Origin of the sequence: Streptomyces sp. SID12501, assembly GCF_010550245.1 — a bacterium.
Classification (GTDB): Bacteria; Actinomycetota; Actinomycetes; order Streptomycetales; family Streptomycetaceae; genus Streptomyces.
Window position 1 is genome coordinate 13,489 of the sequence record NZ_JAAGLU010000037.1, and the last position, 26,830, is coordinate 40,318.

The following is a 26,830-nucleotide window of genomic DNA, read 5'->3' on the forward strand; positions in this document are numbered from 1 at the left end:
GAGTGGTGGGATTTCCCTCGCCTGCTCGGCTACCCATTACGTATCTGAGACCGCGTTTGAGATCTGCTGTGAAGCCGTAGAACTGGCAGGGCGATCCGCCTTGGTGATCGGTAGGATCGGCAGGTGGGAGGGCGTGTGATGTTGCAGGTTCTGTACAGCGCGAAAACCAGAGAGCTGGAGCTCTCCGGGACGCGTCGAGGGCTTCTGGCGTTCGGGCAGCTGCTGCGGGGTAAGGCTGGAAGCTGTGATCTCTCGGAGAACCGGCACCCCTTTCCCTACGAAAGGTCGCTGTCCGAGATCGCGTTCCGGGAGGATCCGGAGCGCGACACCGCTTCGATCGTCACGGAGGACAGGATCCTGAGGATCCAGGGAGGGCGGGAAGCTCTCAACCTCCTCGCCGACGACATCGAAGGCTTCGCCTCCGAGGCAGATGCAAGCGATCACTGCCACGTCGACTCCCCGACATACGACTACATCGCGCCAGAGTCGGACTCGCTGGTGATTGCGTTCATGAGGTGAGCGGAGAGCTCTCGGCTGCACGGTGGTCACAGGCCTCGGTGCGAGAGAGCGATCGTGGGCCTGGTCGGGTTGCCGGTCGGCCTCGGGTGAGGCGGCGGACCATGATGCCGATCATCGCCCAGCGGATCATCGTCTCCGAGTGGGCGGGGCTGGTGGGCACGCCCGGGCTTGCCTCACCCGAATATACCGGTGCCCACGGCCTGCAGTGGCACGAAGACCCATACTCCTTTGCGTATGACGTTGCGCAAGCGGCTTTCCTCCCGCTGCTCGAAGTAATACTCGACAGCCCGGACAATAAGCACCGGGATCACCACCCCCACGAGCACGCCCTCCAGGAACGGTGTACGAGACTCCGCAGAGTGTTGCATCCCCCAGCTCACCGCCATGACGCCCAGCAGGACGTACCCGAAGGGAAGGTCGGTGACCATCTTCTTATTGGCTGCGGAAAGCCCGATGACGCCAATCAACTCGACGACCATGACAGCGAACAGGGCTATGTCCAACACGTCGAAAACCAACCCTTCTCCAGTAGACGTACCCGCAAATAACCCATAATGGAACTGCGCTGCACGCTGGCCCTTCAGATGTCACCCTGCGGAAATACGCAAAAGGAATCCCAACGCGAATGAATAGGAGAGCACGAGCGCAAGACGCAGCATCGCTCCCCTGCCTCGATCCGCTCCTCCGCCTTTTCTGTTCTCCATTCCGTACATGATGGCGCTCGAGTAAATTCCGGCAAGAAGGGCTGGGAGGGTAAACCTAAATATGGGCCCCCAGTCTGCGAGGATTGCAGCCGCAAGCAAGTAGCCGAGGACGGATACAGCAGAGCATGCAGGGCTGATCCAGCCCTGCATGGGACTCCACAAGCTGCCGTCCGGACCGCCGCGACCCATGAATCTCCTGAAAGCTGCCCACCCGAGCACAGGAAGAGCGGCAATTATCAGGAGGCCGGACCCAACGGCACCGGTATTTGAATCAACGAGAAACACTGCAACGACTCCTTATTCGGAGAATGCGATGAAGGAATCCGTGAGACTCCTGATGAGGTCGTTACGGCCATCCAATCGGGCGGCTGTGACGATCGGGGCTGCGTAAAATGTGGCGAAGCCGATGCCCGGGCGGGTGAAGTCGATATCTTCGTTGGTGGCGCTGTGCGCACGACGCCGAAGTTGCCGTCGGGAGTGGGTGGTGGTGCCGGACGTGTTGGCGCGCTTTTCTGGCAGCGCCGCCACAGGCCTCAGCAGTATTGAATCCAGGGTCACTTCATATTTTTGGCAACGACGATTAGTGCTATAGAGAATAGGGTGAATCTCCACCCTCCCTTGAGGAACAGTGCCGCTATTTCCTGGCTCCCGAACCAGCCGACTCGCATCCCTCCCCAAAGGGAAAAATTAAACGCTGCCAGGACGGCGCAGGCTTTAAATCCAACCGAAGAAGCAGTAGTCAAAAATTTCATGGTACTTCCAGCGCCGAAGTTGAAATCCATGGTTGTCTCACGATGAAGGTTTTCGAATGCACTCGACTCCACTCGGACCGGACCATCAGCAGCGCTGCCGTTACCGCTGCCGATTCCGCCGACGTTCCGGAGTTGGCTGCGAACACCGCGCCCGACTCCAGCGGCACCAGGGCCGTCGCCACCGCTGGCGCAGTGGCAACCGTCAGTGCGGTTCGCTTCAGCGAGTCACGCTGTGGGCTTCTCTGCCTCCTTGAGTTCAGGATCCGTCTTCTCTTGAGTCTCAAGATCCCCCCTGTGATCATCCCGTTACGCCGAGTGCGTCACCGGAGCGGAATTAGACACGGGGAGTCTGTGCGACAGATATGGTCGAATTTTTACTGTTATCGCAAGGTGACCCGAACCTGCGGCAGACCGTCTTGACGTCCGCGGTCCGCCTCCCGTCGTCGTACGTGGTCGCGATGGTCCGGAGGCTTCACTTGGCGGCTTATCCGTATACATCGGACAGATCGCCTGCCGTGCGTATGCCGCTGCCCCGGCCTTGCGCGGGGAGTTCGTGATGCGGTTGTGATGTGGGCGTGCCGCTGATTCCGGTGTCCGGGTGCCCTTGGTGAACAAGGGTCAGGGCTGCGGCACTGACGGGATCGACGGGATCGACGGGAAATTCTCAGGCTGGGCGGGGAGTTTCTTTCTTTCGGGAGGGACAGTGTCCGGGTGATGAAGCGCCCCTTTCGTCTCCCTCGCCTCTCCGGCGTCATCGGTCTGCCCGGCAACCGGCGGTACGCTCTGCTTCCCGTCGTCGCGCTGCTCGCCGTCACCTCCGTCTCCGGGGCGGCCCACGGCAGTGCTGTCGCAAGACCCTTCGGTGTCGCCCGTGTCGCTGGTGCGGCCCGGGCGGTGCCGCCAAGTGCCCGGGTGGGGGCCCTGTTCAGCGGGGATCTGGAGGGGGGTCACTTCTGTACGGCCTCCGTCGTGCGCAGTGGTGGCCGGGATGTGATCCTCACCGCCGCGCACTGTCTGAGTGGGGACGGGGACACCGACGTCGTCTTCGCGCCCGGGTATCGGAACGGGCGGGCGCCCTACGGGCTGTGGCGGGTCACCAAGACCTTTGTGCCGAGGGCCTGGAGCGATCGGTCCGACGAGGACAGTGACTTCGCCTTTGCCGTCGTCGGCTCCAAGGGCGGGCAGGATCTTGAGGACGCCGTGGGGGCGAACGTCCTTGTCACGGGGCGGGCGACCGGGGTCAGCGATGTCGTCGTCACCGGGTATCCCAATGTGCTGGAGGTGCCCCTCACCTGTACCAACCGGCCCACCGTGCAGAGTCGTACGCAGCAACGTATTGAGTGTCCGGCTTTTACCGACGGTACGAGTGGGAGTCCCTGGGTGGACGGGGAAGGGGAGGTGGTGGGCGTGCTCGGCGGGTTCGAGCAGGGGGGCTCGACCGATGACGTGTCCTACAGCGCGGTCTTGGGGCGGGCGGCTGCCTCGTTGTACGGGGAGGCCTCCGGTTCCGCCGATTCCTCCGGTTCCTCTTGACCGGCGGCGTGTTTCGTCATGATCACCGCTGGGTGTGGGTAGCCCCTCTACACTGACGTGGGCGTACTCCCGGGCGGTGAGGGGCGGTTGACGGTGCGTAAGGCATGGATCGTGGCGAGCGTCGCCGTCGGTGGCGCCCTCAGCTTCGTGATGCTGCTCGTCGTGGGCGTCTATCTCGTTGCGGGGAACGTTGCCGGTGGGGTCGGGAGTGGGAGCGTCGCGCTCGCCAAGGGGGCTGTGCCGGCCGCGTATTCGGCACTCGTGCAGAAGTGGGGCAATCTGTGCCCCGCCATCAATCCCGCCCTGCTCGCCGCCCAGCTGTACCAGGAGAGCGGATTCAATCCGAACGCGAAGAGTCCGGCAAAGGCGGAAGGGATAGCGCAATTCATCCCCGGCACCTGGGCCTCGCACGGAATCGACGGCGACGGTGACGGCGACCGCGACGTATGGGACCCGAATGACGCGATTCCATCGGCCGCGTCGTACGACTGCGAGCTCGCCTCCTACGTGAAGGACGCGCCCGGAGACCCGACGCACAACATGCTCGCCGCTTACAACGCGGGGGCGTACGCCGTCATCAAATACGGGGGCGTACCGCCGTATGCGGAGACCCAGAACTATGTGAAGACCATCACCACACTGCAGACGAGCTTTGCCGCCCCTGTGGGGCGCGTCGACCCCTCCGAGCAGGCGGCCGGGGCGATCAACTACGCTCAGGAGAAGCTCGGCACGCCCTACCTCTGGGGCGGTACCGGTACCGCTGAGCAGCAAGGACGCTTTGACTGCTCCGGTCTCACCCAGGCCGCGTACGAGAGCGTCGGTATCCAGCTGCCTCGGGTTGCCAACGATCAGTACAACGCCGGGGCGCATCCCTCGCGGGCGGAGCTGTTGCCGGGCGACCTCGTCTTCTTCTCCGACGATCTCACCAACTCGCGCGCCATCCGGCATGTCGGGATTTATGTAGGCGGCGGTTACATGATTGACGCGCCGCGGACCGGTGCGGTCATTCGGTTCGATCCGATCGACAGCCCCGATTACTTCGGGGCGACGCGAGTCACCGAAGATGGCGCGAAAGCGTTGCCCACCGCGGTGTGAGCGCAGCGTGAAACCATCCGCTGAGCTGCGAGTACGTGTCTCTCTTCGATAACGTCTGCGTGATCATTCGGTGGAGAGTGGAACGTATAAACGGAGTTCGTGCGTTCCTGTTCCTGTGGTGGATTCACCGGCGCCCGGATTGGGTGTCGCGGTTGTCTTGCTTTGTTGCGTGTTGTGGTTGTGGCACGTGTCAAGTGTTGGCGGCGGTGGGTCCCTGCATCACGGGGTGAGCGAGCAGGAGTGGCGCACGGAATCAGTGCGCTCTGGAAATGACGACGAAGGGGCCGCAGCACCATGGCTGGACTCGCCGAAACCGGGTCGAACCCTGACGTCGACCTGCTCTACGACATCAATGGCCTGGCCAAGGACGCGCCCCGGTGGTTCGACCGTGTGGTCGAGGTCGTGGGCGAGTACGGGCTGTTGGTCGCCATGGTGCTCCTCGTGGTCTGCTGCTGGTGGAGTGTGCGGCGGCGGGGTGGGGACGATGCGGCCGTGTCCGTGGCCGCGTTGATCTGGGCGCCGCTCGGTGCGGCGGTCGCCGTGCTCGTGAACATTCCGATACGGGGGTTCGTGGAGCGGCCTCGGCCTTTTCTCGATCACCAGGGGCTCGAGGTTCTCGTCTCCGGGAAGACCGACTACTCGTTCGTGAGCGACCACGCGACGATCACCATGGCGATGGGGGCCGGGCTGTTCGTGGCCAACCGGAAGTTCGGGCTGGTGGGGATAGGGCTCGCGCTGGTGGAGGGGTTCTGCCAGGTGTACATGGGGTTGCACTACCCGACGGACATGGTGGGCGGGTTCGCGCTCGGGACGGCTGTGGTGTTGCTGTTGTCGCCGCTGGCCATGGCGCTGCTCACTCCGGTGACTCGGGCTGTTGAGGGGTCGAGTTGGGGCGGGGTGTTGATCCGGGCGAGGGGCGCGGGCGCGGGCAGCGGGGTCGGGGCCGGTGTGGTTCCGGGGGCTCGGGGGGCTGAGGCGGAGGCCGAGCAGCGGGACTTGGCGGCGTAGCGGGTGGGTGGGGAACCCCCGGTCCCCGCCCCGTTACAGCGCCTGCGGGAACGTGAACACCCGGTTCGGGTCGTACTGGTGCTTCAGTTGCTGGAGGCGCGTCGCCGCGTCGCCGTAGTACGCCTTGCGCCAGTTCGTCAGGGTCGGGTCCGTGTAGTTCTGGTAGGCGGCGCCCGAGGCGTGTGGGGCCATGGCGTTGTGGGCCGAGGTCAGCCAGGACTGGGCCGCCGTGCCCGTCGTACCGGCCCGCCAGGCCACGATGTACTGGGCCAGCATGCGGCTGCGCCGGTGGACGAATGCCGTCGCCGTCGGTGAGACCCGGTTCACCGCGCCGCCGAGTGCCGTGAACGCGATGCTGCCCGAGCCGCCCTGGACCGAGGTGATGCGGGCCAGGAGGGTTTGGATGCCCGCCGTGGAGAGGGAGCGGTCGAAGAAGTCCGAGCGGGCCGCGTACGTCTCCCTGCCCAGCGCGCCCTGCGGGGAGCGGCCCGGGGTTCGGCCCGGCAGATGGCACTGGGCGTCGGTCGCGAAGGACGAGCAGCCCGCGTACACCTCCATCGCCTCCTCGTACGAGCGGCGCCTGAGCGAGACGCTGCTCGCCGACGAACCGATTCTGTCCGCCAGGCGGTCCACCGCGTTCTGCAGTTCTGTGTAGGTGCCCAACGAGAATGCCGAGATCGAGATGGTCGGGGTGCCGCCGGCCGTGTTCGCCACGTGCAGGGACGACCAGATCTCGTCCGGCTGCGTCGGGCCCCACTCCTGCCAGGCCTTCATCACCGCCGCCGCCTTCCGCCACGGCCAGGTCATGTACGCCGCCACCGCCTGGGGGGCGGGGTGGGTGCGGAACTGGAGTTCGGTGACGATGCCGAAGTTGCCGTTGCCCGCGCCCCGCAGGGCCCAGAACAGGTCCTTGTTCGTGGTGGCGTTCGCCGTCAGTTCGCGGCCGTCCGCCGTGATCAGCGTCGCCTGGGTGAGGCTGTCGCAGGTCAGGCCGTATGCACGGGACACCACTCCGTGGCCGCCGCCCAGCGTCAGGCCCGACACCCCCACCGTCGGGCACGAGCCCGCCGGGATGGTGACGCCCTTGGCGGTGAGGGCGCGGTAGACGTCGATCAGTTTCGAGCCCGCTCCCACTACCGCCGTGCCGCCGCCCGTGCGGACGCGGTTCAGCTTCGACACGTCGACCACCAGGCGGCCGTTGCCCGAGGACCAGCCCGCGTACGAGTGGCCGCCGTTGCGGATCGCCACGGGGACGGAGTGGGCGCGGGCGTACGACAGCACCGTACGGATGTCGTCCGCGTGGGCGACGTACGCCACCGCGGCCGGCTTGAGTCCGTCGAAGCGGGTGTTGTAGAGCTGCCGGGCCGATGCCCAGGAGGCGTCCCCGGGGCGGATGAGCGGGCCGTCGAGGTCGCGGGCGAGGGCCGTCCAGTTGGCGGGGGCCGAGGCGCTCGTCGCGGTGAGGGAGGTCGCTTCGCGAGCGGTGGTGGTCGTGCCTTCCGCGCCGTCCCCCTTCGCGCCCGTGCACGCCGCCGCCGTCGTCATCGCCGCCAAGGCGGCCACGCCGCCTCCCATGAACGTACGCCGGTGCATGGTGCTCCCCTCGGTTCCTCCGTTTGAGCCAGCGTTGGCTCCCGCCGAAAGGGACGGGTTCCATGGATCGTGGGTTCCCTCACCGGCCGCGTTCGCAGATGGACGGGGGTGGACGCGGGCGGACGAGGAAGTGAGCGGAAGGAGGTGTTCCGGGGATTTACGGCAGAGGCCGGGCGGCCGGGGCCGATCTCCGGGTCGGGACCCACACGTGTTCTCCCCGTGAGCATTCCGTGACCTCACCGCACCGACCGCAGGGGTTCACCCTCCGTTCACCCGCGCCCGTAGGTGGCTTCACCTGATCTGCCTACTTTCGGCCTTACCGGTGCTGCGTGTGCCCTCCTGGGCGCCCCGCTCACCACCCATACTTCGCGACCTCGCACGCCGCCGGATTCAGGTCGGCGGCTCCTGGAAGGAAACACCAGACAGTGAAGCTTCAGCGCATGAACCGGCGGGCCCTCACCCTCGGTGCTCTCGCCGTCTCCGGCGCCCTGGCCCTCACGGCGTGCGGCTCTGACGACACCGGCACTGACACGAAGGCCACCGGCGGTGCCACCACCGGTGCCAGCTCCATCAAGTGCGACGACGCCAAGGGCCAGCTGCTGGCCGACGGCTCCTCCGCGCAGAAGAACGCGATCGACGCCTGGGTCAAGGCCTTCACGGCCGCCTGTCCCGGTGTGCAGATCAACTACAAGGGCGGCGGCTCGGGCGCCGGCGTCACCGCGTTCACGCAGGGCACGGTCGCCTTCGCCGGCTCCGACTCGGCGCTGAAGCCCGACGACGTCACCGCGTCCAAGTCGGTCTGCACCGGCGGCACCGCCATCGACCTCCCGGCCGTCGGCGGCGCCATCGCGCTCGCCTACAACGTCCCCGGTGTCGACAACCTCGTCCTGGACGCGCCCACCCTCGCGAAGATCTTCGACAGCAAGATCACCACGTGGGACGACGCCGCGATCAAGGCGCTGAACCCGACCGCGACGCTGCCGAGCACCAAGATCCAGGCCTTCCACCGCGCCGAGGACTCCGGCACCACGGACAACCTCACCAAGTACCTGATCGCCACCACCCCCGAGAACTGGAAGTACGAGGGCGGCAAGGCCTGGCAGGCGAAGGGCGGCCAGGCGGCCTCCGGTTCCAGCGGCATCGCGGCGCAGGTCAAGCAGACCGAGGGCGCGATCGGCTACATGGAGCTGTCGTACGCCAAGGACCTGTCCACGGTGTCCGTGGAGACCGGCGCCAGCGCCCCGGTCAAGCCGTCCTCCGACTCCGCCACCAAGGCCATCGCGGCCGCCCAGGTGGTCGGCACCGGCAGCGACCTGTCGCTGAAGCTGGACTACAAGACCAAGGCCGAGGGCGCGTACCCGATCACCCTGGTGACGTACGAGATCGCCTGCGACAAGGGCAACAAGGCTGACACCCTGCCCGCCACGAAGGCCTTCCTCCGCTACATCACCAGCGAAGAGGGCCAGGGAATCCTGAGCGGGATCGACTACGCGCCGATCCCCGCCGACATCATCGCCAAGGTTCGCACCACCGTCGAGAGCCTGGCCTGATCTGAGAGTGCGGCCGGGTCCCGCCACCTGGGGGGACCCGGCCGCACCGTCCGGTGCACCGCCGCCAGGAGCCGCATCCCCGGGTGCGGCCCCGCAGACCGGAGAACCCGATGGACATAACCACCAAGAACCCAGACACCACCCCACCCGCCACCCCCGAGCCGCCCACGGCCGAGGAGAAGCGCGCCGCTCGTGGCGCCACCCGCCTCGGTGACCGGATCTTCCTCGGTCTCTCCCGCGGCTCGGGCATCCTGCTGCTGGCGATCATGGCCGCTATCGCGATCTTCCTCACCTATCGCGCGGTCATCGCCATCAACAAGGACGACGCGAACTTCCTCACCACCTTCGAGTGGAACGCGAACCTCAACCCGCCGGTGTTCGGCATCGCGGTCCTGGCCTTCGGCACCGTGGTCTCCTCGGTCATCGCCATGGCCATCGCGGTCCCGGTCGCCGTCGCCATCGCGCTGTTCCTCACGCACTACGCCCCGCGCAGGCTGAGCGGCCCGATCGCGTACGTGATCGACCTGCTCGCCGCCGTACCGTCCATCGTGTACGGCCTGTGGGGCGCCCTGATCCTCGTGCCGAAGATGAACGGCCTCTTCGGCTGGCTGAACGACTACCTCGGCTGGACCGGCATCTTCTCCTGGGAAGAGGGCGCGCCCCGCTCGATGCTGACCGTGGGCATCCTGCTCTCGGTCATGATCCTCCCGGTCATCACGAACGTCAGCCGTGAGGTGTTCCGGCAGACCCCGCGGATGAACGAGGAGGCCGCGCTGGCCCTCGGTGCCACGCGCTGGGAGGTCATCCGGATGGCGGTGCTGCCCTTCGGCCGCTCCGGTGTGATCTCCGCGTCGATGCTCGGCCTCGGCCGCGCGCTGGGCGAGACGATGGCCGTCGCCACCGTCCTGTCCCCGAGCTTCCTCATCCAGACCAGCCTGCTCGACCCGGGCGGCGGCACCTTCGCGCAGAACATCGCCGCCAAGTTCGGCGAGGCGACACCGTACGGCCGTGACGCGCTCATCGCCTCCGGTCTGGTCCTGTTCGTCATCACTCTGGTGGTCAACGGCGCGGCCCGCGCGATCATCGCCCGCCGCGCCGAGTACTCGGGGGCCAACGCATGAGCACCGTCGTAGCCGAGAAGCCCAACGGTTCCCTGCAGGGCGCCAGGCTCCCCAAGTGGTTCCCCTGGGCCCTGGCCGGCGCCTCCGTCGCGCTCGGGATCGGCATCAGCTTCGCCGCCGGCCTGGACAGCAGCATTCAGTGGGGCCTGATCGCGGCGATCCTCTTCGTCGTCGGTACGTACGTCATCGCCACGAGCGTCGAGGGTAAGCGTCAGGCCAAGGACCGCATCGCGACCTCGCTGGTCTGGGTCGCCTTCCTGATCGCCCTCGTGCCGCTGGTCTCCCTGCTGTGGACGACCGTCTCGCGCGGTGTGAAGGTCCTCGACGTCTTCTTCCTGACCCACTCGATGGGCGTCGTCTCCGACAACGAGCCGGGCGGTGGCATCTACCACGCCATCATCGGCAGCCTGGAGCAGGTCGGACTGGCCACCGCGATGGGCGCGCCGATCGGCGTACTCACCGCGATCTACCTGGTGGAGTACGGGCGGGGCGCGCTGGCCAAGGCGGTCACGTTCTTCGTGGACGTCATGACGGGCATCCCGTCGATCGTCGCGGGTCTCTTCATCCTGAGCCTCATGCTGCAGTTCGACATGCAGCCGTTCGGCTTCGCCGGTTCGCTGGCCCTGGCGATCCTGATGATGCCGGTGGTCGTCCGTTCGACGGAGGAGATGCTGAAGCTCGTACCGAACGAGCTGCGCGAGGCGTCCCTCGCGCTCGGCATCCCGAAGTGGCGCACCATCCTGAAGGTGGTCCTGCCGACCGCCATCGGCGGTATCACCACCGGTGTCATGCTGGCGGTGGCGCGTATCGCCGGCGAGACGGCTCCCGTGCTGCTCCTGGTCTTCGGCAACCCCTTCATCAACAACAACCCGTTCGAGGGTGCGCAGGCCTCGCTGCCGCTGTACATCTATCAGCAGTACGCGAACAGCGGCGGTGCGGAGGCGGCGTACGACCGTGCCTGGGCGGCTTCGCTCACGCTGATCGCCTTCGTGATGATCCTCAACCTCGGAGCTCGCGGTATCGCCCGCTGGAAGGCTCCGAAGACAGGTCGCTGACGCGGCCGTTCGACAGCGACCTCGCGTCGGCCAGGTGGCCGGCCGCCCCTCGAAAGAAGCAGTGATACCCATGGCCAAGCGAATCGACGTAAGCGGCCTCAGCGCCTACTACAGTTCCTTCCGCGCGATCGAGGACATCTCGATGACGGTCGAGCCGCGCTCGGTGACGGCCTTCATCGGCCCCTCCGGCTGCGGCAAGTCCACCTTTCTGCGCACCCTGAACCGCATGCACGAGGTCACGCCCGGCGGGCGCGTCGACGGCAAGGTCATGCTCGACGACGAGAACCTGTACGGCCCCGGGGTCGATCCGGTGGCGGTACGGCGTGAGGTCGGCATGGTCTTCCAGCGCCCGAACCCGTTCCCGACGATGTCGGTCTACGACAACGTGGCGGCGGGGCTGCGGCTGGCCGGCTCGTACAAGAAGTCCGAGCTGAGCGACATCGTGGAGAAGTCGCTGAAGGGCGCGAACCTCTGGAACGAGGTCAAGGACCGTCTGAACAAGCCCGGTTCGGGTCTGTCGGGCGGCCAGCAGCAGCGTCTGTGCATCGCGCGTGCGATCGCCGTCGAGCCCAAGGTGCTGCTGATGGACGAGCCGTGCTCGGCCCTCGACCCGATCTCCACGCTCGCGATCGAGGACCTGATCGGTGAGCTGAAGGAACGGTTCACGATCGTCATCGTGACGCACAACATGCAGCAGGCGGCGCGCGTCTCGGACAAGACGGCGTTCTTCAACCTCGCGGCGGTCGGCCAGCCCGGCAAGCTGATCGAGATAGACGACACGGAGCGCATCTTCTCCAACCCGTCCGTCCAGGCGACGGAGGACTACATCTCGGGCCGCTTCGGCTGAGCCGACCGCGTCCGGGTTGCTTCTCCGGTTCGCTTCAAGACCCCTCGCGGTGCTGCATGGCGGTGCCACCGCGAGGTCGAATAGGGCCCGCCCCTGGATTCGCTCCGGGGGTGGGCCCGTTCGTGTCCTCCGCCATTGCGGAGAGTGCGTACGGGGTCAGCCGCCGATGTCGGACCGGACGGCCGCCCGGACCAGTTCGGCCGCGTCGGCCGGGCGGATGAAGCCCGCGGCGGCACCCCTGGCCGTGCTCGCCGACCACTTCGCGACGAAGGAGGCATGGGTGGGGTACAGGGCGCCCAGCTTCTCGGCGCCGAACGGCGTGGTCGTACCGAACAGGAAGCAGAACGACTCCCCGGCCTGCCCGAGGCCGGAAAGGGTGGCGAGCGGCGCGTCGACCGCCGGGGTGCGGACACCACCGTTGACGTTGCCGTGGGCGTCGAGGACGAAGGCGGGTGCCGGGCCGGAGGTGTCCACCTGGAGGCGGGGCGCCTTGGCCGGGGGGATGCCGGTTGTCACCCAGCGGTTCAGCGCGTACTGGGCGGTGTCCAGGACGTAGTGCGCCTGGCCGGTGTTGATCGGGGAGGCGCAGCCGGTCCGGGTCGGGGGAGAGAGCATGAGGTTCAGCCCCTGGAGGCCGGCGGTGCCGCTGCCGTCGTCACCCGCGCCGAGGCCGATGTAGGCGTCGGCGTGCGCGGTGCCGGCCACCTCCCAGAGCCTCAGGCGGGGGGTGTCGTCCTGCCGGGCCGCAAGGGAACCGAGCGCCAGCACGTCGTTCTCGGCCTGCACGACGAGCACCGGCGCGTCCAGGTCGGTGCGGAAGCGGACGACGGCGGGAGTCGGGACGTTCGCCTGAGGCGCCTGCGACAGAGGGGCGCCGATGTCGCGCCGGCTGTGGACGAGGAAACCGTCGTACACGGACACCAGGGGGTGGATCGCGTTGACGTAGGTGGTGAGGCGGAACGCGGACTGCGACTCGCCGTTGGCCAGCACGGTGCGGGGACGCAGCCCGTCGAGGACGGTGGCGGCGGAGTCCTTCACGGCCTTACCGGCCTGCGAGTAGATGTCGTACGAGTAGCTGTCACCGGGATGCGACAGGCCCGCGTAACGGACCGGATCGGCGGCCTTGGCGGCGTTCACTCCGACGGCCTGGGCGGAGACGCCGACCCAGGCGAAGCCCTCGCGGATCAGCTCGTTGTGGGTGTAGATCCACTCCGGTGCCGAGTCCATCCCGGCGCTGACGTTCAGCCACTCCACGACGACGGTTCCGTTGAAGGCGGCGGGGTCGGCGGGCCGGTTCACGACGATCCGGGTGGTGTACGGGGAGGTGCTGGCCTGCGTCACCTGCCAGCGGCCGTCGGGGTCGAATGGGGCGATCGGTACATAGGATGCGGCGTTCCCGGACAGGAAGAACTCGGATTGCGTGTAGCCGACGGTGCTGAGGTCGAACGCCGTTCCCTGGAGCACGACGGCACCGTTGCCACCGGTCACCGGGCCGGTGACCGTCGGGCTCGCCGCTGCCTGGGCCGACGGGGCGGGGACTTGGCCGCCGTCGGGCTGCGCGGCGACTGCGGAGGGGGTTGCGAGCAGCAGCAGGAGGGGCACTGAGGTCGCTATTGCGAGGTATTGGCGGACCATTTTCGTCCACGTGTATTCCATGTCTATGACATCTCCCGCGACGGACTCAGGCGCGGGGTACCTGAGTCGAGGGCCCCGACGGTAACCGCATTGGGCATCCCTGTAAATCAGGTTCTCTATTTTCTATAGGGGCATACTCAAATGTCGTAAGGGAGACGAAGGGGCCGGTTTGAGCCGTGACTGTCGCGTGCGGTGCCAGGTCGAGGGTGCGGCCGGTCCGGTGACCCGGTTGCGCGCGGGACGCGCGCGACAGGGTTGCTTGCCGTCGGCCGCTCCCGTTCTCTCAAGTGGGACCGGGATCGAAGATCTCGTGTCCGTCAAAGCGGAACAAGCTCAACCAAGAAGCCCGGCCGTCAGCGTGCGGCGCCCTCGGGCCACAGCACCCGCACGGGGACGCCGTTGCGCTCGGCGTAGGCCACGACGTCTGCTGTCCCGCCGTATCCCCGCGCCGGTTTCCCGTCCCACACAGCCAACAGCTCGTCGACCAGGCCCACGAGAATCTCACTGCCCGCCTGGTGTGCCTCTGAGGTTGACTCGGTCATGCCGGTCTCGTGGACGTCGGCCGCCTTCGCCATCAGGGTGTCGTACGTGTCGTGATGCCACTCGGGGAGGCTCTCGCGGTACTCGGTGGCGGGAATGACGATCTCCAGGCGCCCGCCGTGCTCCAGAACTGCCTCCGCGAACCAGGTATCGGGGCCGTCGGCGATGCACGAGACGGCGAGTAGTTCCGCGACGTCGTACCCGCGCACCGCCTCGCTCAGCATCGTCCGAACGCGTTCCTCTACTTCCGCGTTGAGTCCGCGGTGGCCTGTGATCCCGACCCGCACCCTGAACCTCCTACAGATAGACGTTGTGCAGTTGCTCGTCGAAGTCCCGCACCACCTTGGGCGGCGCGGTGGTCGTGAGGGTACGGCGCACGGTGCGTGCCCGCTCCACGATCCGCCCCGACCGGTACTTGAGCCCGGTCTCCAGCGCGCGGGAGGCGAGGGCGAACGCCGCGTCGACCCGTCCCCCAGCGAGGTGGCCGGAGGCGATGTCGAGCACCAGGAGAGCACGCTGTTTCTCGTGGCCGGTGGCGAGTGCTCCGGTGTCCTCGGACAACACCCAGTCGGCGAGGCCGAGCCGCGCGCCGCACGCCACCCGGGTGGCGGACACCTTGGGATCGGTGAAGCTGAACACCCAGGGCCACGGCGGGGGTTCCTGCCCGTCCAGGGTGGCGACGGCGGCCCGCGACGCGGTCAGAGACTGGTCGGCCCGGTGCCGGTCCCCGGCCGCCGCGTGTGCCAGGGCCTCCACGCTGGACAACCACGCATCCGCGACGGCGGGGCGCTGGTCGCCCAGCGCGCGACGTGCTCTCACCGCGAGATTCAGCGCCTGGACGCCGTTGCCCGCGTGCGCCTCGAACTGCGCGAGGCTGCCGGTCTGGTAGGCAGTCAGCAGCGGGTTCCCGGCCGCCTTCGCGGCCTTGATGGCAGCGCCGTACCAGGTGCGGGCGCTGCCGTTGTCGCCCATGTCCCACGCCAACCACCCGGCCAGGCTCGCCGCTTCACTGCCGACGGCCGCCAGACGGGGGCGCTGGTCGGCGTGCGCGTCGCGGGTGATGGCCTGGATCAGGCGCATGTGCGCCTTGACGGACTCCTCCAGATCCCGGGCCGGGGTGGAGCCGTCGAGGCGCCGGTACGCGGACGTACTCAGCCGAAGCGCCGCCGCCTGCCCGCCTGCCGTGTCGGCTGCGTCAGAGAGTGCGGCTAGTGCAGGGATCGCGGCCACGGCCGCAGCCCCGCCGAGGAATCGGCGTCGGTCCACGTCAGACTCGTCCTTCGCGTGCGTCTGGTGGTGGCCGTTGGCGAGCCCGACAAGGTTCGGTGGGATCTCCAGATGCGCGGCAGCCGCCGCCAGAATGTCTGTGCTGTAGGCCGTGGTTCCCTTCGCTTCCAGACGGGACACGGCGGACTGGCTCATGCCGAGGGCCTGGCCCAAGGCCGTCTGCGTCATCCCCCGGTCGGAGCGGACGAGCTCAATCACCTGTCCGTAATCCCCAGCCCGGGAAGCCTCCCGCACCGGCCCTGTCTGGAAGTCCACGGCTGCCCCCACGCTACGAGTCTCTGCGGCCACGGGCTCCTACCCGTACCCGCCCAGCGCATATCCGTATGCGGGTGCCGCATGGGCGATGGTCGCACGTCCCCGGTGATCGTTGACTAGGTGTCAGCGCAACGCCCCCTCTCGTTAAGGGAGTTCGGGCGTCTGTGCGACCGGCGTGCCCCTGGTCCCCCGTCGGGGGCGTCGGGGGTGTGCCGCACCCCCACCCGTCGGCGAGCGAAGGCCGCGATATGGCGATGACCCAGATCAGAACCGATGAGCGGCCCGCTCCTCTCTCCACCACCGCCCACGATTCCGCCAGATGGAGCGTCGGTCTGGGCGGGGCGTCGTGACCGTGACGGCGGTGCGACCCATCTCGAACGGTGCGCCGGGCTACACGACCTCGCTGCCGTGCGATCCGGAATCAGCACGTATGGCCCGGCGGTTGGTTGTCGCGTCGCTGAACACCTGGGGCCTCGGCGACTTGGCCGATGTGGGCAAGCTGGTCGTCTCTGAGTTGGTCTCCAACTCGGTGCGGCACACGTCCTGCCGCCTCATCAAGGTGTCCGTCCAGCGGGTGGGAACGGACCGCGTACGTATCGGCGTAACTGACAAGTCCCGTCGGCTACCGGAGATGGGCGCAGGCGACAGCGGTCAGGAGGACGGCCGGGGGCTGCTCTTGGTCGAGGTGATGGCGGACCGGTGGGGGTACGACGAATTCCGCTGGGGAAAAACCGTCTGGGTCGAGTTGGTCGTCGCGAAGGACGACGAGGCCACGTCATGAGGCTGCGGCTGATGTCCGCCGAGGAACTGGCCGACGACCCTCGTCCTGACCTTTGTCTGGAGATTTCCCCCACCCCCCGCCAGTCAGGGGACGACGTCACGCAGCTACGGCTCACCCCCCTCGACCTCGTCCGTCTCCAGATGGAGGCTGATCAGGCGCTGGCCGAGATCCGGGCCGCTGCGACTGAGGCCGAGGCAGTTTGGTGGCGGTCGGTTGCTGCCTGGCACGCCGAAGGGCGCGCGGCGGTCGCCGCCCGTGACCCGGACGTAGATCTCCTGCGTCGGCTCCTGGTCGCGCTGCGGAGGACGACTACGCCCCTGCCTGATCCCCAGATTTCCGCCCGGCCCATCGATCGGCAATCGGCACCGGGCGGAGAACGGTGACGGGGACGACGTCCCCAACGGGTCCCCGTCACCACCCTCAGCACCACCGTCCACACCTATGGAGGCACACATGTACGCCCACTCTGACCGGCTCCCCACCGGGACACCGCTGCCCAACGGTGTCAGCATTCCCGCGCCGTGGGGACTGCGGCGCATGACCCCCTACCCGGCCATGGCCCCGTCGTACGCCCGCGTCGAGCTGGACCCCGCCACCCAGACCGGCCGGTACTTCGACACGGCCGGACAGCCGATGATGATGCCGGGCCACGGCACGAGCACCGGCACCAACCCGGCCACCAACACCGGTAACCCGTCCGACGGTTCCGGCGGCGGCGGTAACGGTGGCGGCGACCAGGACACGGGGAACGACAGCGACCAGTGACACACACGGCTCCGGTTCTGGTCGTCACCAACATGGACGACCCCACGACCGACCTGGTGATCGAGGAGCTGCACGGCCGGGGCGTCCCGGTCGTGCGGTTCGACTCCGGGGACTTCCCGGCCACCCTGTCGTTCGCGGCCACCATCACCAGCGAGGGCGTCGAAGGCACGCTGACCACGCCCACCCGCACAGCGGACCTGTCCCGCGTTCGCTCCCTCTACTACCGACGCCCCTCCGGATTCACGTTCCCGCACCTCGACGACCAGACGGCCCGCTTCGCCGTCACACAGGCCCGCTATGGCCTTGGCGGAGTCCTGGTGTCTCTGCCGGGCTGCCTGTATGTGAACCACCCCCACCGCATCGGCGACGCCGAGTTCAAACCGGCCGGGCTCGATGCCGCCGTGCGCGCCGGGTTCCGGATCCCGCCCACCCTCATCACCTCCGACCCCGACGCGGCCCGCTCGTTCATCAAGGCGCACGGCCCCGTCATCTACAAGCCGCTGTCCACTCCGCTGTACCGCAACGACGAAGGGGTCTCCTGCACGGTCGAGGTGCTGGAGGCCGCCGCCGAGGAAATCGACGACACCGTGGCCGGCACCGCTCACCTCTTCCAAACCCGGGTGGAGAAATCCGCGGACGTCCGGGTCACGGTCATGGGCGGCCAGGTGTTCGCGGTCCGTATCGACTCCGGCCTCCTCGACTGGCGCACCGACTACAGCGAGCTCACATACACCGTGGCCCAGCCGCCGCCCGGCATCACCGAGGCCATCCACGCCTACCTCGCCCATTTCGGGCTCGTCTTCGGCGCTTTCGACTTCGCCGTGGACCGTGAAGGGCGATGGTGGTTTCTGGAATGCAACAGCTCTGGACAGTGGGCGTGGCTGGAGCCGGAGACCGGGTTGCCCATGACGGCGGCGATGGCGGATCTCCTCGAAAGGAAGACGACGTGACTGATGATCAGGAGCTGTGGCATCAGCTTGCCCAGCAGCTCTCCAAGAGCCTCCATCCGCGCACCGGCCCGTGGCGGGGAGCCGTCGAAGCCGTGCCCCGGCACGAGTTCCTGCGCGGTGGGTTCTTCGACCGGGTGGAGGGACCGGGCCCGACCGCGTGGCGGCCGGTCATGCCCGACTCCCCGGAGTGGCTGAGCCGTTGCTACGACGACGAGTCCCTCGTGACCCAGATCGCCGGGACCATCGGGCCCGGAGACATCCGGGGCGAGATCCTGCGGGCGCCTACGTCGTCCTCCACCATGCCCGGCCTGGTCGTACGGATGTGGGAAGACCTCCAGGTCGATGACGCCCACCAGGTCCTCGAAATCGGCACGGGAACCGGCTACTCCACCGCCCTCGCCTGTCACCGCCTCGGGGACGACCAGGTGACCTCCGTCGAAGTTGACGAAGGTGTCTCGGGCCGGGCGCGTGCCGCCCTCGGCCAACTCGGCTACAGCCCGAACCTGGTTGTGGGTGACGGGCTCCTCGGTCACAAGGACGCCGGCCTCTATGACCGGGTCATCGCCACGTGCGGGATCACCACCATCCCCGCCGAGTGGATCGCCCAGACCCGCCCCGGCGGCATCATCCTCGCCACGGTGAGCGGCTGGCTCTACTCCTCGGAACTCGCCCGGCTGATCGTGCACGACGACGGCACCGCCACAGGCCACTTCCTCAGCGGGCAGATCTCGTTCATGCTCGCCCGGCCGCAGAGCCCGCCGCCCCTCGGGATCCTGCCCGACCTGAACCAGGGCACCGAACGCCCCACCCCGCTCGGCGCTGACGTCCTGGACGACTGGAACACCCGCTTCGTCGCCCAGATCGCCGCACCCCGTGCCCAGCGCGTCACCCTCGACCGCGACGGCCGAGAGGAACACGTCCTGATCGACGTCGAGGCCGGGGCGTGGGCGGTCCTCCACCAGGACCGTGACGACTGGGTGGTGCGTCAGGGTGGCCCCACCCTGCTGTGGGACGCCGTCGAGGAGCACGTCACCCGCTGGCGCCGGGACGGAACCCCGTCGTTGGATCGCTTCGGCATCACCGTCACCCCCGAGCGGCAGACGATCACCTGGCCCGGCAACTGACCCACTCCACCGAGGCCCCCGTCCTCCACCTGAGGGGGGCCACCGGGCCCCCTTACAGCACCGCCAAGTACACGACCCCATAGCCGGCGGCAGCCACCACAGCCGCCGCCGGCATCGTGATGAACCAGCCCATGACGATGTTCTTTGCGATCCCCCACCGCACCGCCTTCACCCGCTTCGTCGCGCCCACGCCCATGATCGCCGAGGTGATCACATGGGTCGTGGAGACCGGGACCTTGAAGAGGTAGGCCGTGGCGAACATGATCGACGCGCCCGTGGTCTCCGCCGCGAAGCCCTGGGGCGGGTCCAGCTCGATGATCTTGCGGCCGAGGGTGCGCATGATGCGCCAGCCGCCCGCGTACGTGCCCAGGGACAGCATCAGCGCGCAGGAGATCTTGACCCAGATCGGGATCGGGTCGCCGTAGTCCTCGACGTCGGCGATGACCAGGGCCATCACCACGATGCCCATCGTCTTCTGGGCGTCCTGGAGGCCGTGGCCCAGGGCCATGCCCGCCGCCGACACCGTCTGGGCGATACGGAAGCCGCGCTTGGCCTTGTGCGGGTTGGAGCGGCGGAAGATCCACATGATCGCCGCCATCACCAGGTAGCCGGCCAGGAGGCCCACCACCGGGGAGAGGAACATCGGGATGACGACCTTCTCCAGGACGCCGTCCCAGTAGACCTTCGTACCGCCCGCCAGCGCGGCCCCCACCATGCCGCCGAACAGCGCGTGCGAGGAGGACGAGGGGAGACCGAAGTACCAGGTGACCAGGTTCCAGGTGATCGCGCCGACCAGCGCGGCGAACAGGATCGCCATGCCGGAGGAGCCCTTGGGCGTCTCGATCAGGCCCTCGCTGACCGTCTTCGCGACACCGCTGCCCAGGAACGCGCCGAGCAGGTTCATCACCGCGGCCATCGCCAGCGCCGCGCGGGGTGTCAGCGCGCGTGTGGACACGGACGTGGCGATCGCGTTCGCCGAGTCGTGGAAGCCGTTCGTATACGTGAATCCGAGCGCGACAGCGATGGTCACGATCAGTGCGAAGGTGTCCATGAAGAGGTCAGGACTCCTTGACGGCGATGGTCTCCACCGTGTTCGCCACGTGCTCGAAGGCGTCGGCCGCCTCCTCCAGCACGTCCACGATCTGCTTGAGCTTCAGCACTTCGATCGCGTCGTACTTGCCGTTGAACAGGTGGGCCAGAAGCTTCCGGTGGATCTGGTCCGCCTGGTTCTCCAGCCGGTTCACCTCGATCCAGTACTCCGTCAGGTTCTCCATCGTGCGGAGGTTCGGCATCGCCTCCGCCGTCAGCTCCGCCGCCCGCGCCAGTACCTCGATCTGCTGCTCGACGCCCTTGGGCAGTTCCTCCACGTTGTAGAGGACGACCAGGTCGACGGCCTCCTCCATGAAGTCCATGATGTCGTCGAGCAGCGAGGCGAGCTTGTAGATGTCCTCACGGTCGAACGGCGTGATGAACGAGGAGTTCAACTGGTGGAAGATCGCGTGCGTGGCGTCGTCACCGGCGTGTTCCGCGGCCCGCATACGCTCTGCGATCTCGGCCCGGCCGGAGGCGTCCGCCCCGAGCAGTTCCATGAGGAGTCGCGAGCCCGTGACGATGTTGTCCGCGGACGCGGCGAACATGTCGTAGAAGCTCGTCTCCCTGGGGGTCAGACGAAATCGCACGTGAGGTCCTCGGAGTCCTTCGGGTTCGGTCAGGCTGATGCTAGGCGCAACATCCGGCCACGGCTATCGGGTCGCCCCCCAGTGTCGCGCATCGGCCGGAGTGGACTGCACGGTGGTCTACACCGGCCCTATACCCAGCAAAGTTGGTTACGATATACCCGGCAGGGGTATATTGACGCTTTTGTGTCCGATGTTTGTCCAACGGGAGGACGCGACGATGACGACCACCGAGGCCGGCGCGGAGACGCCCGACGTGGTGACCGACGTGGCGCATGACGTGGTGACCGACCATGACCGGGGTGTGCACGGGTATCACCAGCAGAAGGACGAGCATCTGAAGCGGTTGCGCCGGATCGAGGGGCAGATCCGCGGGCTCCAGCGGATGGTCGACGAGGACGTCTACTGCATCGACATACTCACCCAGGTCTCGGCCTCCACCAAGGCCCTGCAGTCCTTCGCGCTCCAGCTCCTGGAGGAGCACCTGCGGCACTGTGTCGCGGACGCGGCCCTCAAGGGCGGTACCGAGATCGACGCGAAGGTGGAGGAGGCGACCAAGGCGATCGGTCGTCTGCTGCGTACCTGACCAGCCCCGGCCGACCTCCGTGGTGTGGATGGGGTACATGGTGTACGTCGCTTTTCAGCCACCCTGCGTGAGCTTGCGCCCCTCGCGCTCCTCCGCCACCCGCAGCACCTCGTCGATGCTCTCCAGGCTGAGCCGCTCCTCGCCGGCCGCGGAGGCCGCGATGATCAGGTCTCCGCACAGCTCGATCTCGGCGAGGGCCACGTGGTCCTGAACCGCCGTACCGCCGACCGGTGCCACGTGCATCACCTCTTCTCTGCCGTCACCGCTTCCTAGAGTAGGGAGCGGGCCACGCACCGCGCATGGCACGGACGGGCTAGTCCTTGCGCTACGGCGGACGCAGCCGAGCCGTTCCGGGTTGCTCGCACGCCTCGCGCCCGGTGCTCACCGCTCGGCGATACGGCCCGCGTAGATGTCCGCCGGCCTCGGCAACCGTACGTGCACGGGAGCCCCGAAGTCGTACAGCAGTGTCGTCGAGGCCACCGCGACCGTGCCCTTTTGCTGGCCGTTGACGAAGCTGAACCGGTGCAGGAGCTTGCGGATACGGCCCTCGTCGTCGAGGTAGGCGTCGAAGGGGACCCGGGCCGTGGCGAACCCTTTCGCCGCCGCTCCCAGCGGGCCCCTGTTGCCCGGCGAGGCGTTCTTCGCGGCCTCGGCGAGGTCGGCGGTGCCCCGGTAGTGCCGTACGTCGACGCCGGCGACCCGGGTCCGGCCGACGTACGTCGCCTCGCGCGTCCCGCGCAGCACCTCGGCGGCGGCGAACGGGTCCGTGGCCCCGCCCGTCACCAGGTTGCCGTCGGACAGGGTCGCCGTGTCCACCCGTACCCACTTGTCGGCGGGGACGCCCGCACCCCGGTTCTTCATGAACAGGGCGCCAGGGGCGAGGAGTTCGGTGATCGGGCGGTGCGGGCTGGTGCCCGCCGGGTCCTGGGGGAGCAGTACCCGCAGGTGGCCGAGCTGCTTCGTGTAGTCGTAGACGCCCTCGCCCCGGATGGTGACGCGGGTGCCGCCGGTGGCCATCTCCATGGACGTGGTGGTGCGGGAGGTGCCCGCGTCGACCAGTGCCGTGGCGGCCCGGTGCAGGACGCGGACCGCGTCGCCGACCGGGCGGCCGTCCGCGGTGGCGGCCTCGCCGGCGCGCGTGCAGCCGGTGGCGCAGATCAGTAGGCCGGTCGTCGCGGCGGCCATGACGACCGTCCCGCCACCTCGCCAGTGCCGCCGCCGTTCCATCCGCCGTCCACCCCCAAGCAGGGCCGTCGGTCCACGGCCTCTGTCCCTCCGCCTAACGAGGGGTGGGGGAGGTTGTCACGCGCATACCAGTGCTTTACCCGGGGATGGGTACCGTTGAAGGTGTGGCGCAGCACGACCGAAGCGAACATTCCCAGTTCCCCGAAGAGCACTCCGTTTCCATGGTGGAGCACGGGCCGTTCTGCTTCGCCAGATGCGTCTGCGGGTGGCGCGGACCGGCCCGCCGGGCCCGGAGCATGGCCCGGACGGACGGCAGGGGGCACGTGGACGACGCGCCTCAGCCCGTCCGCTGACCGCCCCTTGGCCTACCTCTGCGGCAGGGCCAGCAGCTCGTCGACCAGGTCCTTGTCGCGGGGCTGGGTGAGGCGTTCGCGGGCGGCCGTCGGGGGCAGCCACAGGATGAGGTCGACCTCGTCGTTCGGGGTGAAGGCGCCGGACGTTGCCTCCGCCGCCCAGTAACTCACCTGCTTGGGGCGGCCGTTGACCTCGTAATGGGTCTGGCTGAGGGGAGCGCCGGGAGCCGCCCGGTAGCCCGTCTCCTCCTCGACCTCGCGCAGCGCGGCGGCGAGTTGCTCCTCGTCGCGCTTCAGGTGGCCCTTCGGGTGCGACCAGTCGTCGTACTTCGGCCGGTGGACGAGGCAGATCTCCAGGCCGCCGTCCACGGGCGAGCGGCGCCACAGGACGCAGCCCGCCGCGAGTACGGGGTGCTCGCTGTCGGATGTCACCTCGTAGGTCACCTTGTGATCATCGCCTTCTTCTCCCAGGACTGCTGGAACGCGAACCGGGCCGCCTCCACCTCGTGGCGCTGGTCGGCGTGGAGCACGCCGAGCGCGTACGCCGTCGCCGGGGCGATGCGGGGGGTGCGTGCCGCCGCGGCCGCCGCCGCGGCGGCCTCGGACGCGTCCCGGTGCCGGTTGAGCGCCGTGCCGGCCGCCAGCAGTCGTCCGTCGAGGCCGATGCGGGCTTCGTCGCCCTCCAGGACCTCGTGGGCGTAGCGGCGCAGGCGCAGGAGGAGGCGTACGTGGTGCCAGGGGGCGTCCTGGGGGTGGGGGGCCGGGTCGGGGGAGAGGCCGTGGACGAGGGCCTCCGCGTTGTAGGGGTGGCCGGCGGTGAGGAGGGGGAGGGCGGTGACGGCGTCGCAGAGGCGTTCGTGGGCCGCGGCCGCGAGGGGGCGCAGGTCGGTGGGGGTGGTGGTGGCGCTGGGGGTCAGGGGGACTTCGCTGGCGAGGACGGCGACGTTGTCGGCCACCGCGTGGAAGCGGCTCGATCCCAGGGCCTGCAGGGCCGCCGAGTGGGATCGGGTGCGGGCCAGGGTCAGTTGGCGTTCCAGCAGGGCGCCCGCTTTCGCGGCGCCCACTGTCAGGTTGCTGCGGTCCGGGGTGGCCGCCGGGCGGGACCGGGGGCCTGCGTCGCCGGGTCCCACAGCCAGTTGCTTCGGGAAAGGTGCTGCCCCCGACAGTCGCTGCAGGGCCAGCAACAGGCGTTCCAGGCGGGCCGCGTAGGCGTGTTCCCTCGCCAACGTGCCTGACAGCCAGGCCAGTTCGGGGTGGAGCGTCTCCGACCAGGTGGGGTCGAGGAGCGGGCGGAAGGTGTGGAGGGTGCCCGTGATGCGGCGGGCCGCGTGGCGCAGGGCGCGGGCCGCGTCCACGGGCTCCTCTCCGGGGGAGGCGGAGGAGCCCGCGTGTGCCGTACCCGTGCCCGTCTCCCTGTGCAGGCGCAGGGCGCGGAGGAACTCCGTCGCCTGCGCCCGCAGGTAGTCCGCCAGGGCGTCCGCCGGCACGGGACCGGCCGTTGCGGGACCGGCCGTCGTGGGGTCGGTCGGGTCAAGTTGTCGCTGTGCCACGCCTACGCCTCCGGGCGTCTATGAGCATCTCCTGGACGTTCCGCAGTGGCTGGCCCTCGGAGTCCGCCGCGTGCCGGGTCCACTCGCCGTCCGGGCCCAGGTGCCAGGACTGCGTGGTGTCGGACATGCCGGTTTCCAGCAACCGGTTGATCGAGGCCCGGTGGGCCGGGTCCGTGACCCTCACGAGTGCCTCGATGCGGCGGTCGAGGTTGCGGTGCATCATGTCGGCGCTGCCGAACCACACCTCGGGCTCGCCGCCGTTGCCGAAGACGAAGACCCGGGAGTGTTCGAGGAAGCGGCCGAGGACGGAACGGACCCGGATGTTCTCGGAGAGACCCGGGACTCCGGGCCGTACGGCGCAGATGCCGCGGACCCAGATGTCGCACGGGACGCCCGCCTGGGAGGCGCGGTACAGCGAGTCGATGAGCGCCTCGTCCACCATCGAGTTGACCTTGATACGGACATACGCGGGGCGTCCGGCACGGTGGTGCTGGACCTCCTTGTTGATCCGCGAGATCAGGCCGTCCCGAAGGGACTTGGGGGCCACCAGCAGACGGCGGTACGTCTCCCGGCGGGAGTAGCCGGACAGCCGGTTGAAGAGGTCCGACAGGTCCGCGCCCACCTGCTGGTCGGCGGTCAGGAGGCCCAGGTCCTCGTAGAGGCGGGCCGTCTTGGGGTGGTAGTTGCCGGTGCCGACGTGGGAGTAGCGGCGCAGGGTGTCGCCCTCCTGGCGGACCACCAGGGACAGCTTGCAGTGGGTCTTCAGACCGACGAGGCCGTAGACGACGTGGCAGCCGGACGCCTCCAGCTTGCGCGCCCACTTGATGTTGGCCTGCTCGTCGAAGCGGGCCTTGATCTCGACGAGGACGAGGACCTGCTTGCCGGCCTCGGCCGCCTCGATCAGGGCGTCCACGATCGGGGAGTCGCCCGAGGTCCGGTACAGGGTCTGCTTGATGGCGAGGACGTCCTCGTCGAGCGCCGCCTGCTCCAGGAAGGCCTGCACGGAGGTGGAGAAGCTGTCGTACGGGTGGTGGAGGAGTACGTCCCGTTCGCGCAGGGCCGCGAAGATGTCCGGCGCGGACGACGACTCGACCTCGGCCAGGTCGCGGTGGGTGCCGGCGATGAACTTCGGGAACTTCAGCTCGGGCCGGTCGAGGGAGGAGATGCCGAAGAGACCGGTGAGGTCGAGGGGACCCGGCAGCGGGTACACCTCTGCCTCGGTGATGTTCAACTCCCGTACCAGCAGGTCGAGTACGTACCGGTCGATGGACTCCTCGACCTCGAGGCGCACCGGCGGCCCGAAGCGGCGCCGCATCAGTTCCTTCTCCAGGGCCTGGAGGAGGTTCTCGGCGTCGTCCTCCTCGACCTCCAGGTCCTCGTTGCGGGTGAGGCGGAAGGCGTGGTGCTCCAGGACCTCCATGCCGGGGAACAGCTCTTCGAGGTGCGCGGCGATGACGTCCTCGATCGGCACGTACCGGCTCGGGGAGGCCTCCAGGAAGCGGGACAGCAGCGGCGGCACCTTCACGCGCGCGAAGTGACGGTGTCCGCTCACCGGGTTGCGGACGATCACCGCGAGGTTCAGGGAGAGACCCGAGATGTACGGGAAGGGGTGCGCCGGGTCGACGGCCAGCGGCGTGAGCACCGGGAAGATCTGGTGGCGGAAGAGGGTGAACAGGCGGGCCTGCTCCTTCTCCGTCAGCTCGCTCCAGCGGACCAGGTGCACGCCCTCCTCGGCGAGCGCCGGGGCCACGTCCTCCTGGTAGCAGGCGGCGTGCCGGGCCATCAGCTCGCGGGAGCGGGCCCAGATCATCTCCAGCACCTCGCGGGGCTGGAGGCCGGAGGCGGAACGGGTGGCCACGCCGGTGGCTATCCGGCGCTTCAGACCGGCCACCCGGACCATGAAGAACTCGTCCAGGTTGCTGGCGAAGATCGCGAGAAAGTTAGCCCGTTCGAGGAGGGGTGTGTTGGGATCCTCGGCCAGTTCCAGCACCCGCTCGTTGAACGCGAGCCAGCTGCGCTCCCGGTCGAGGAAGCGGCCCTGCGGCAGCAGCTCGCCGTCGTAGGGTGCCTCCTCGTACTCGTCGAGGTCTGCGTCGATGTCGGGTTCCAGGTCGGAGACCACGGCCGACACCGTGTGCGGGCGGTGGGAGGTCAGGGAACCGACGGACGGCTGCGCGTGCTGTACCTGCGACTGGGCGTTTGGCTGGCTCATGACCCCATTGTTCCGCGCCTCGCCCGGTACGGGCGCGTCGGAGCGTGCGGGCGGGAGCGCGGCGGGGGCGGTCCGGTCGGCTCCGGCCGCGTTGGTGCCCTCGGGGGGCGGTGAAGGCTCAGGCACGGCGGGCGTCATTGGGTGAGCCTCGCAA

At 68.4% G+C, this 26,830-nt stretch carries 27 protein-coding genes; 14 read left to right on the top strand and 13 right to left on the bottom strand.

The window, feature by feature from the left end; genetic code table 11:
- Positions 1-138 precede the first annotated feature (138 nt).
- Positions 139-519, top strand: a complete 381-nt coding sequence (locus G3I71_RS35145) for a hypothetical protein (RefSeq protein WP_164321201.1) — start codon at positions 139-141, stop codon at positions 517-519.
- 173 nt (positions 520-692) lie between these two features.
- Here G3I71_RS35145 and G3I71_RS35150 read toward each other — a convergent pair whose 3' ends face one another.
- The gene (locus G3I71_RS35150) at positions 693-1,037 is read right to left on the bottom strand and encodes a hypothetical protein (protein ID WP_164321203.1); all 345 of its coding nucleotides are present in this window, start codon (positions 1,035-1,037) and stop codon (positions 693-695) included.
- A 483-nt stretch (positions 1,038-1,520) separates the two neighbouring features.
- A complete protein-coding gene (locus tag G3I71_RS35155; RefSeq protein WP_164321205.1) occupies positions 1,521-1,835 on the bottom strand; it encodes a hypothetical protein in 315 nt (104 codons plus the stop codon).
- Positions 1,836-2,689: 854 nt separating this feature from the next.
- Here G3I71_RS35155 and G3I71_RS35160 point away from each other — a divergent pair.
- The 3 genes from G3I71_RS35160 to G3I71_RS35170 all read left to right on the top strand — a co-directional run bounded on the left by G3I71_RS35160 (position 2,690) and on the right by G3I71_RS35170 (position 5,611).
- Positions 2,690-3,508, top strand: coding sequence for a serine protease (locus G3I71_RS35160; RefSeq protein ID WP_164321207.1), 819 nt, complete (start codon positions 2,690-2,692; stop codon positions 3,506-3,508).
- A gap of 87 nt (positions 3,509-3,595) precedes the next feature.
- Entirely contained in the window at positions 3,596-4,603 is a 1,008-nt protein-coding gene (locus tag G3I71_RS35165) for a bifunctional lytic transglycosylase/C40 family peptidase (protein ID WP_203732204.1), read from the top strand.
- A gap of 294 nt (positions 4,604-4,897) precedes the next feature.
- The gene (locus tag G3I71_RS35170) at positions 4,898-5,611 is read left to right on the top strand and encodes a phosphatase PAP2 family protein (RefSeq protein ID WP_164321211.1); all 714 of its coding nucleotides are present in this window, start codon (positions 4,898-4,900) and stop codon (positions 5,609-5,611) included.
- 33 nt (positions 5,612-5,644) lie between these two features.
- On the opposite strand, the gene G3I71_RS35175 is transcribed toward G3I71_RS35170, so the two are convergent.
- A complete protein-coding gene (locus G3I71_RS35175; protein WP_164321213.1) occupies positions 5,645-7,204 on the bottom strand; it encodes an FAD-binding oxidoreductase in 1,560 nt (519 codons plus the stop codon).
- 425 nt (positions 7,205-7,629) lie between these two features.
- Here G3I71_RS35175 and pstS point away from each other — a divergent pair, with 425 nt between their 5' ends.
- The 4 genes from pstS (at position 7,630) to pstB (ending at position 11,777) form a co-directional block, all read left to right on the top strand.
- A complete protein-coding gene (gene pstS, locus G3I71_RS35180; RefSeq protein WP_164321215.1) occupies positions 7,630-8,754 on the top strand; it encodes a phosphate ABC transporter substrate-binding protein PstS in 1,125 nt (374 codons plus the stop codon).
- A 110-nt stretch (positions 8,755-8,864) separates the two neighbouring features.
- Complete coding sequence (gene pstC / locus G3I71_RS35185) at positions 8,865-9,875, top strand: phosphate ABC transporter permease subunit PstC (RefSeq protein WP_164321217.1); 1,011 nt, start codon at positions 8,865-8,867, stop codon at positions 9,873-9,875.
- Positions 9,872-10,930, top strand: coding sequence for a phosphate ABC transporter permease PstA (gene pstA / locus G3I71_RS35190; protein WP_164321219.1), 1,059 nt, complete (start codon positions 9,872-9,874; stop codon positions 10,928-10,930). Before pstC ends, pstA begins: the two co-directional genes overlap by 4 nt.
- 70 nt (positions 10,931-11,000) lie before the next feature.
- Positions 11,001-11,777, top strand: a complete 777-nt coding sequence (pstB, locus tag G3I71_RS35195) for a phosphate ABC transporter ATP-binding protein PstB (RefSeq protein WP_164321221.1) — start codon at positions 11,001-11,003, stop codon at positions 11,775-11,777.
- A 156-nt stretch (positions 11,778-11,933) separates the two neighbouring features.
- Here the strand turns inward: pstB and G3I71_RS35200 are convergent, their stop codons facing one another.
- The 3 genes from G3I71_RS35200 to G3I71_RS35210 form a co-directional block, all read right to left on the bottom strand.
- Entirely contained in the window at positions 11,934-13,433 is a 1,500-nt protein-coding gene (locus G3I71_RS35200) for an alpha/beta hydrolase domain-containing protein (RefSeq protein WP_239149522.1), read from the bottom strand.
- A gap of 332 nt (positions 13,434-13,765) precedes the next feature.
- Positions 13,766-14,239 carry a hypothetical protein gene (locus G3I71_RS35205; RefSeq protein ID WP_164321223.1) on the bottom strand — a complete coding sequence of 158 codons (474 nt, stop codon included), beginning with the start codon at positions 14,237-14,239 and terminating at the stop codon, positions 13,766-13,768.
- 10 nt (positions 14,240-14,249) lie between these two features.
- On the bottom strand, positions 14,250-15,407 hold the full coding sequence (locus tag G3I71_RS35210; protein ID WP_203732208.1) for a helix-turn-helix transcriptional regulator: 1,158 nt from the start codon (positions 15,405-15,407) through the stop codon (positions 14,250-14,252).
- 448 nt (positions 15,408-15,855) lie between these two features.
- Here G3I71_RS35210 and G3I71_RS35215 point away from each other — a divergent pair, with 448 nt between their 5' ends.
- From G3I71_RS35215 to tgmC, 5 genes are all read left to right on the top strand, one after another.
- Positions 15,856-16,275 (top strand): ATP-binding protein, encoded by a 420-nt coding sequence (locus G3I71_RS35215; RefSeq protein ID WP_343243157.1) that lies wholly within the window; start codon positions 15,856-15,858, stop codon positions 16,273-16,275.
- An 11-nt stretch (positions 16,276-16,286) separates the two neighbouring features.
- Complete coding sequence (locus G3I71_RS35220) at positions 16,287-16,658, top strand: hypothetical protein (protein ID WP_164321227.1); 372 nt, start codon at positions 16,287-16,289, stop codon at positions 16,656-16,658.
- A gap of 70 nt (positions 16,659-16,728) precedes the next feature.
- Positions 16,729-17,040: a putative ATP-grasp-modified RiPP gene (gene tgmA / locus G3I71_RS35225; protein ID WP_164321230.1), complete on the top strand. Its 312-nt coding sequence runs from the start codon at positions 16,729-16,731 to the stop codon at positions 17,038-17,040.
- Positions 17,037-17,990 (top strand): ATP-grasp ribosomal peptide maturase, encoded by a 954-nt coding sequence (gene tgmB / locus G3I71_RS35230; RefSeq protein ID WP_164321232.1) that lies wholly within the window; start codon positions 17,037-17,039, stop codon positions 17,988-17,990. The genes tgmA and tgmB overlap by 4 nt, the downstream gene beginning before the upstream one ends.
- The gene (gene tgmC / locus G3I71_RS35235) at positions 17,987-19,114 is read left to right on the top strand and encodes an ATP-grasp peptide maturase system methyltransferase (RefSeq protein WP_343243158.1); all 1,128 of its coding nucleotides are present in this window, start codon (positions 17,987-17,989) and stop codon (positions 19,112-19,114) included. The genes tgmB and tgmC overlap by 4 nt, the downstream gene beginning before the upstream one ends.
- A 52-nt stretch (positions 19,115-19,166) precedes the next feature.
- On the opposite strand, the gene G3I71_RS35240 is transcribed toward tgmC, so the two are convergent.
- Entirely contained in the window at positions 19,167-20,165 is a 999-nt protein-coding gene (locus G3I71_RS35240; protein ID WP_164321236.1) for an inorganic phosphate transporter, read from the bottom strand.
- Positions 20,166-20,172: 7 nt separating this feature from the next.
- Entirely contained in the window at positions 20,173-20,793 is a 621-nt protein-coding gene (locus tag G3I71_RS35245; protein WP_164321238.1) for a DUF47 domain-containing protein, read from the bottom strand.
- Between the two features lie 217 nt (positions 20,794-21,010).
- Here G3I71_RS35245 and G3I71_RS35250 point away from each other — a divergent pair, with 217 nt between their 5' ends.
- The gene (locus G3I71_RS35250) at positions 21,011-21,376 is read left to right on the top strand and encodes a metal-sensitive transcriptional regulator (RefSeq protein ID WP_164321241.1); all 366 of its coding nucleotides are present in this window, start codon (positions 21,011-21,013) and stop codon (positions 21,374-21,376) included.
- 54 nt (positions 21,377-21,430) lie between these two features.
- On the opposite strand, the gene G3I71_RS35255 is transcribed toward G3I71_RS35250, so the two are convergent.
- From G3I71_RS35255 to G3I71_RS35275, 5 genes are all read right to left on the bottom strand, one after another.
- Positions 21,431-21,619 (bottom strand): hypothetical protein, encoded by a 189-nt coding sequence (locus tag G3I71_RS35255; RefSeq protein WP_164321242.1) that lies wholly within the window; start codon positions 21,617-21,619, stop codon positions 21,431-21,433.
- Between the two features lie 138 nt (positions 21,620-21,757).
- A complete protein-coding gene (locus G3I71_RS35260; protein ID WP_164321244.1) occupies positions 21,758-22,603 on the bottom strand; it encodes a hypothetical protein in 846 nt (281 codons plus the stop codon).
- Between the two features lie 323 nt (positions 22,604-22,926).
- Positions 22,927-23,346, bottom strand: coding sequence for an NUDIX hydrolase (locus G3I71_RS35265; RefSeq protein WP_164321246.1), 420 nt, complete (start codon positions 23,344-23,346; stop codon positions 22,927-22,929).
- An 8-nt stretch (positions 23,347-23,354) separates the two neighbouring features.
- Positions 23,355-24,464 carry a CHAD domain-containing protein gene (locus G3I71_RS35270; protein ID WP_164321248.1) on the bottom strand — a complete coding sequence of 370 codons (1,110 nt, stop codon included), beginning with the start codon at positions 24,462-24,464 and terminating at the stop codon, positions 23,355-23,357.
- A complete protein-coding gene (locus G3I71_RS35275; RefSeq protein WP_164321250.1) occupies positions 24,445-26,676 on the bottom strand; it encodes an RNA degradosome polyphosphate kinase in 2,232 nt (743 codons plus the stop codon). The genes G3I71_RS35270 and G3I71_RS35275 overlap by 20 nt, the downstream gene beginning before the upstream one ends.
- Positions 26,677-26,830 lie beyond the last annotated feature (154 nt).

Coding starts and splice junctions, on each gene's coding strand:
- G3I71_RS35145 (WP_164321201.1), top strand. CDS start 139: ATGTTGCAGGTTCTGTACAGCGCGAAAACCAGAGAGCTGGAGCTCTCC.
- G3I71_RS35160 (WP_164321207.1), top strand. CDS start 2,690: ATGAAGCGCCCCTTTCGTCTCCCTCGCCTCTCCGGCGTCATCGGTCTG.
- G3I71_RS35170 (WP_164321211.1), top strand. CDS start 4,898: ATGGCTGGACTCGCCGAAACCGGGTCGAACCCTGACGTCGACCTGCTC.
- G3I71_RS35175 (WP_164321213.1), bottom strand. CDS start 7,204: ATGCACCGGCGTACGTTCATGGGAGGCGGCGTGGCCGCCTTGGCGGCG.
- pstC (WP_164321217.1), top strand. CDS start 8,865: ATGGACATAACCACCAAGAACCCAGACACCACCCCACCCGCCACCCCC.
- pstA (WP_164321219.1), top strand. CDS start 9,872: ATGAGCACCGTCGTAGCCGAGAAGCCCAACGGTTCCCTGCAGGGCGCC.
- pstB (WP_164321221.1), top strand. CDS start 11,001: ATGGCCAAGCGAATCGACGTAAGCGGCCTCAGCGCCTACTACAGTTCC.
- G3I71_RS35200 (WP_239149522.1), bottom strand. CDS start 13,433: ATGGAATACACGTGGACGAAAATGGTCCGCCAATACCTCGCAATAGCG.
- G3I71_RS35210 (WP_203732208.1), bottom strand. CDS start 15,407: ATGACGCAGACGGCCTTGGGCCAGGCCCTCGGCATGAGCCAGTCCGCC.
- G3I71_RS35220 (WP_164321227.1), top strand. CDS start 16,287: ATGTCCGCCGAGGAACTGGCCGACGACCCTCGTCCTGACCTTTGTCTG.
- tgmA (WP_164321230.1), top strand. CDS start 16,729: ATGTACGCCCACTCTGACCGGCTCCCCACCGGGACACCGCTGCCCAAC.
- G3I71_RS35240 (WP_164321236.1), bottom strand. CDS start 20,165: ATGGACACCTTCGCACTGATCGTGACCATCGCTGTCGCGCTCGGATTC.
- G3I71_RS35250 (WP_164321241.1), top strand. CDS start 21,011: ATGACGACCACCGAGGCCGGCGCGGAGACGCCCGACGTGGTGACCGAC.
- G3I71_RS35255 (WP_164321242.1), bottom strand. CDS start 21,619: ATGCACGTGGCACCGGTCGGCGGTACGGCGGTTCAGGACCACGTGGCC.
- G3I71_RS35260 (WP_164321244.1), bottom strand. CDS start 22,603: ATGGAACGGCGGCGGCACTGGCGAGGTGGCGGGACGGTCGTCATGGCC.
- G3I71_RS35275 (WP_164321250.1), bottom strand. CDS start 26,676: ATGAGCCAGCCAAACGCCCAGTCGCAGGTACAGCACGCGCAGCCGTCC.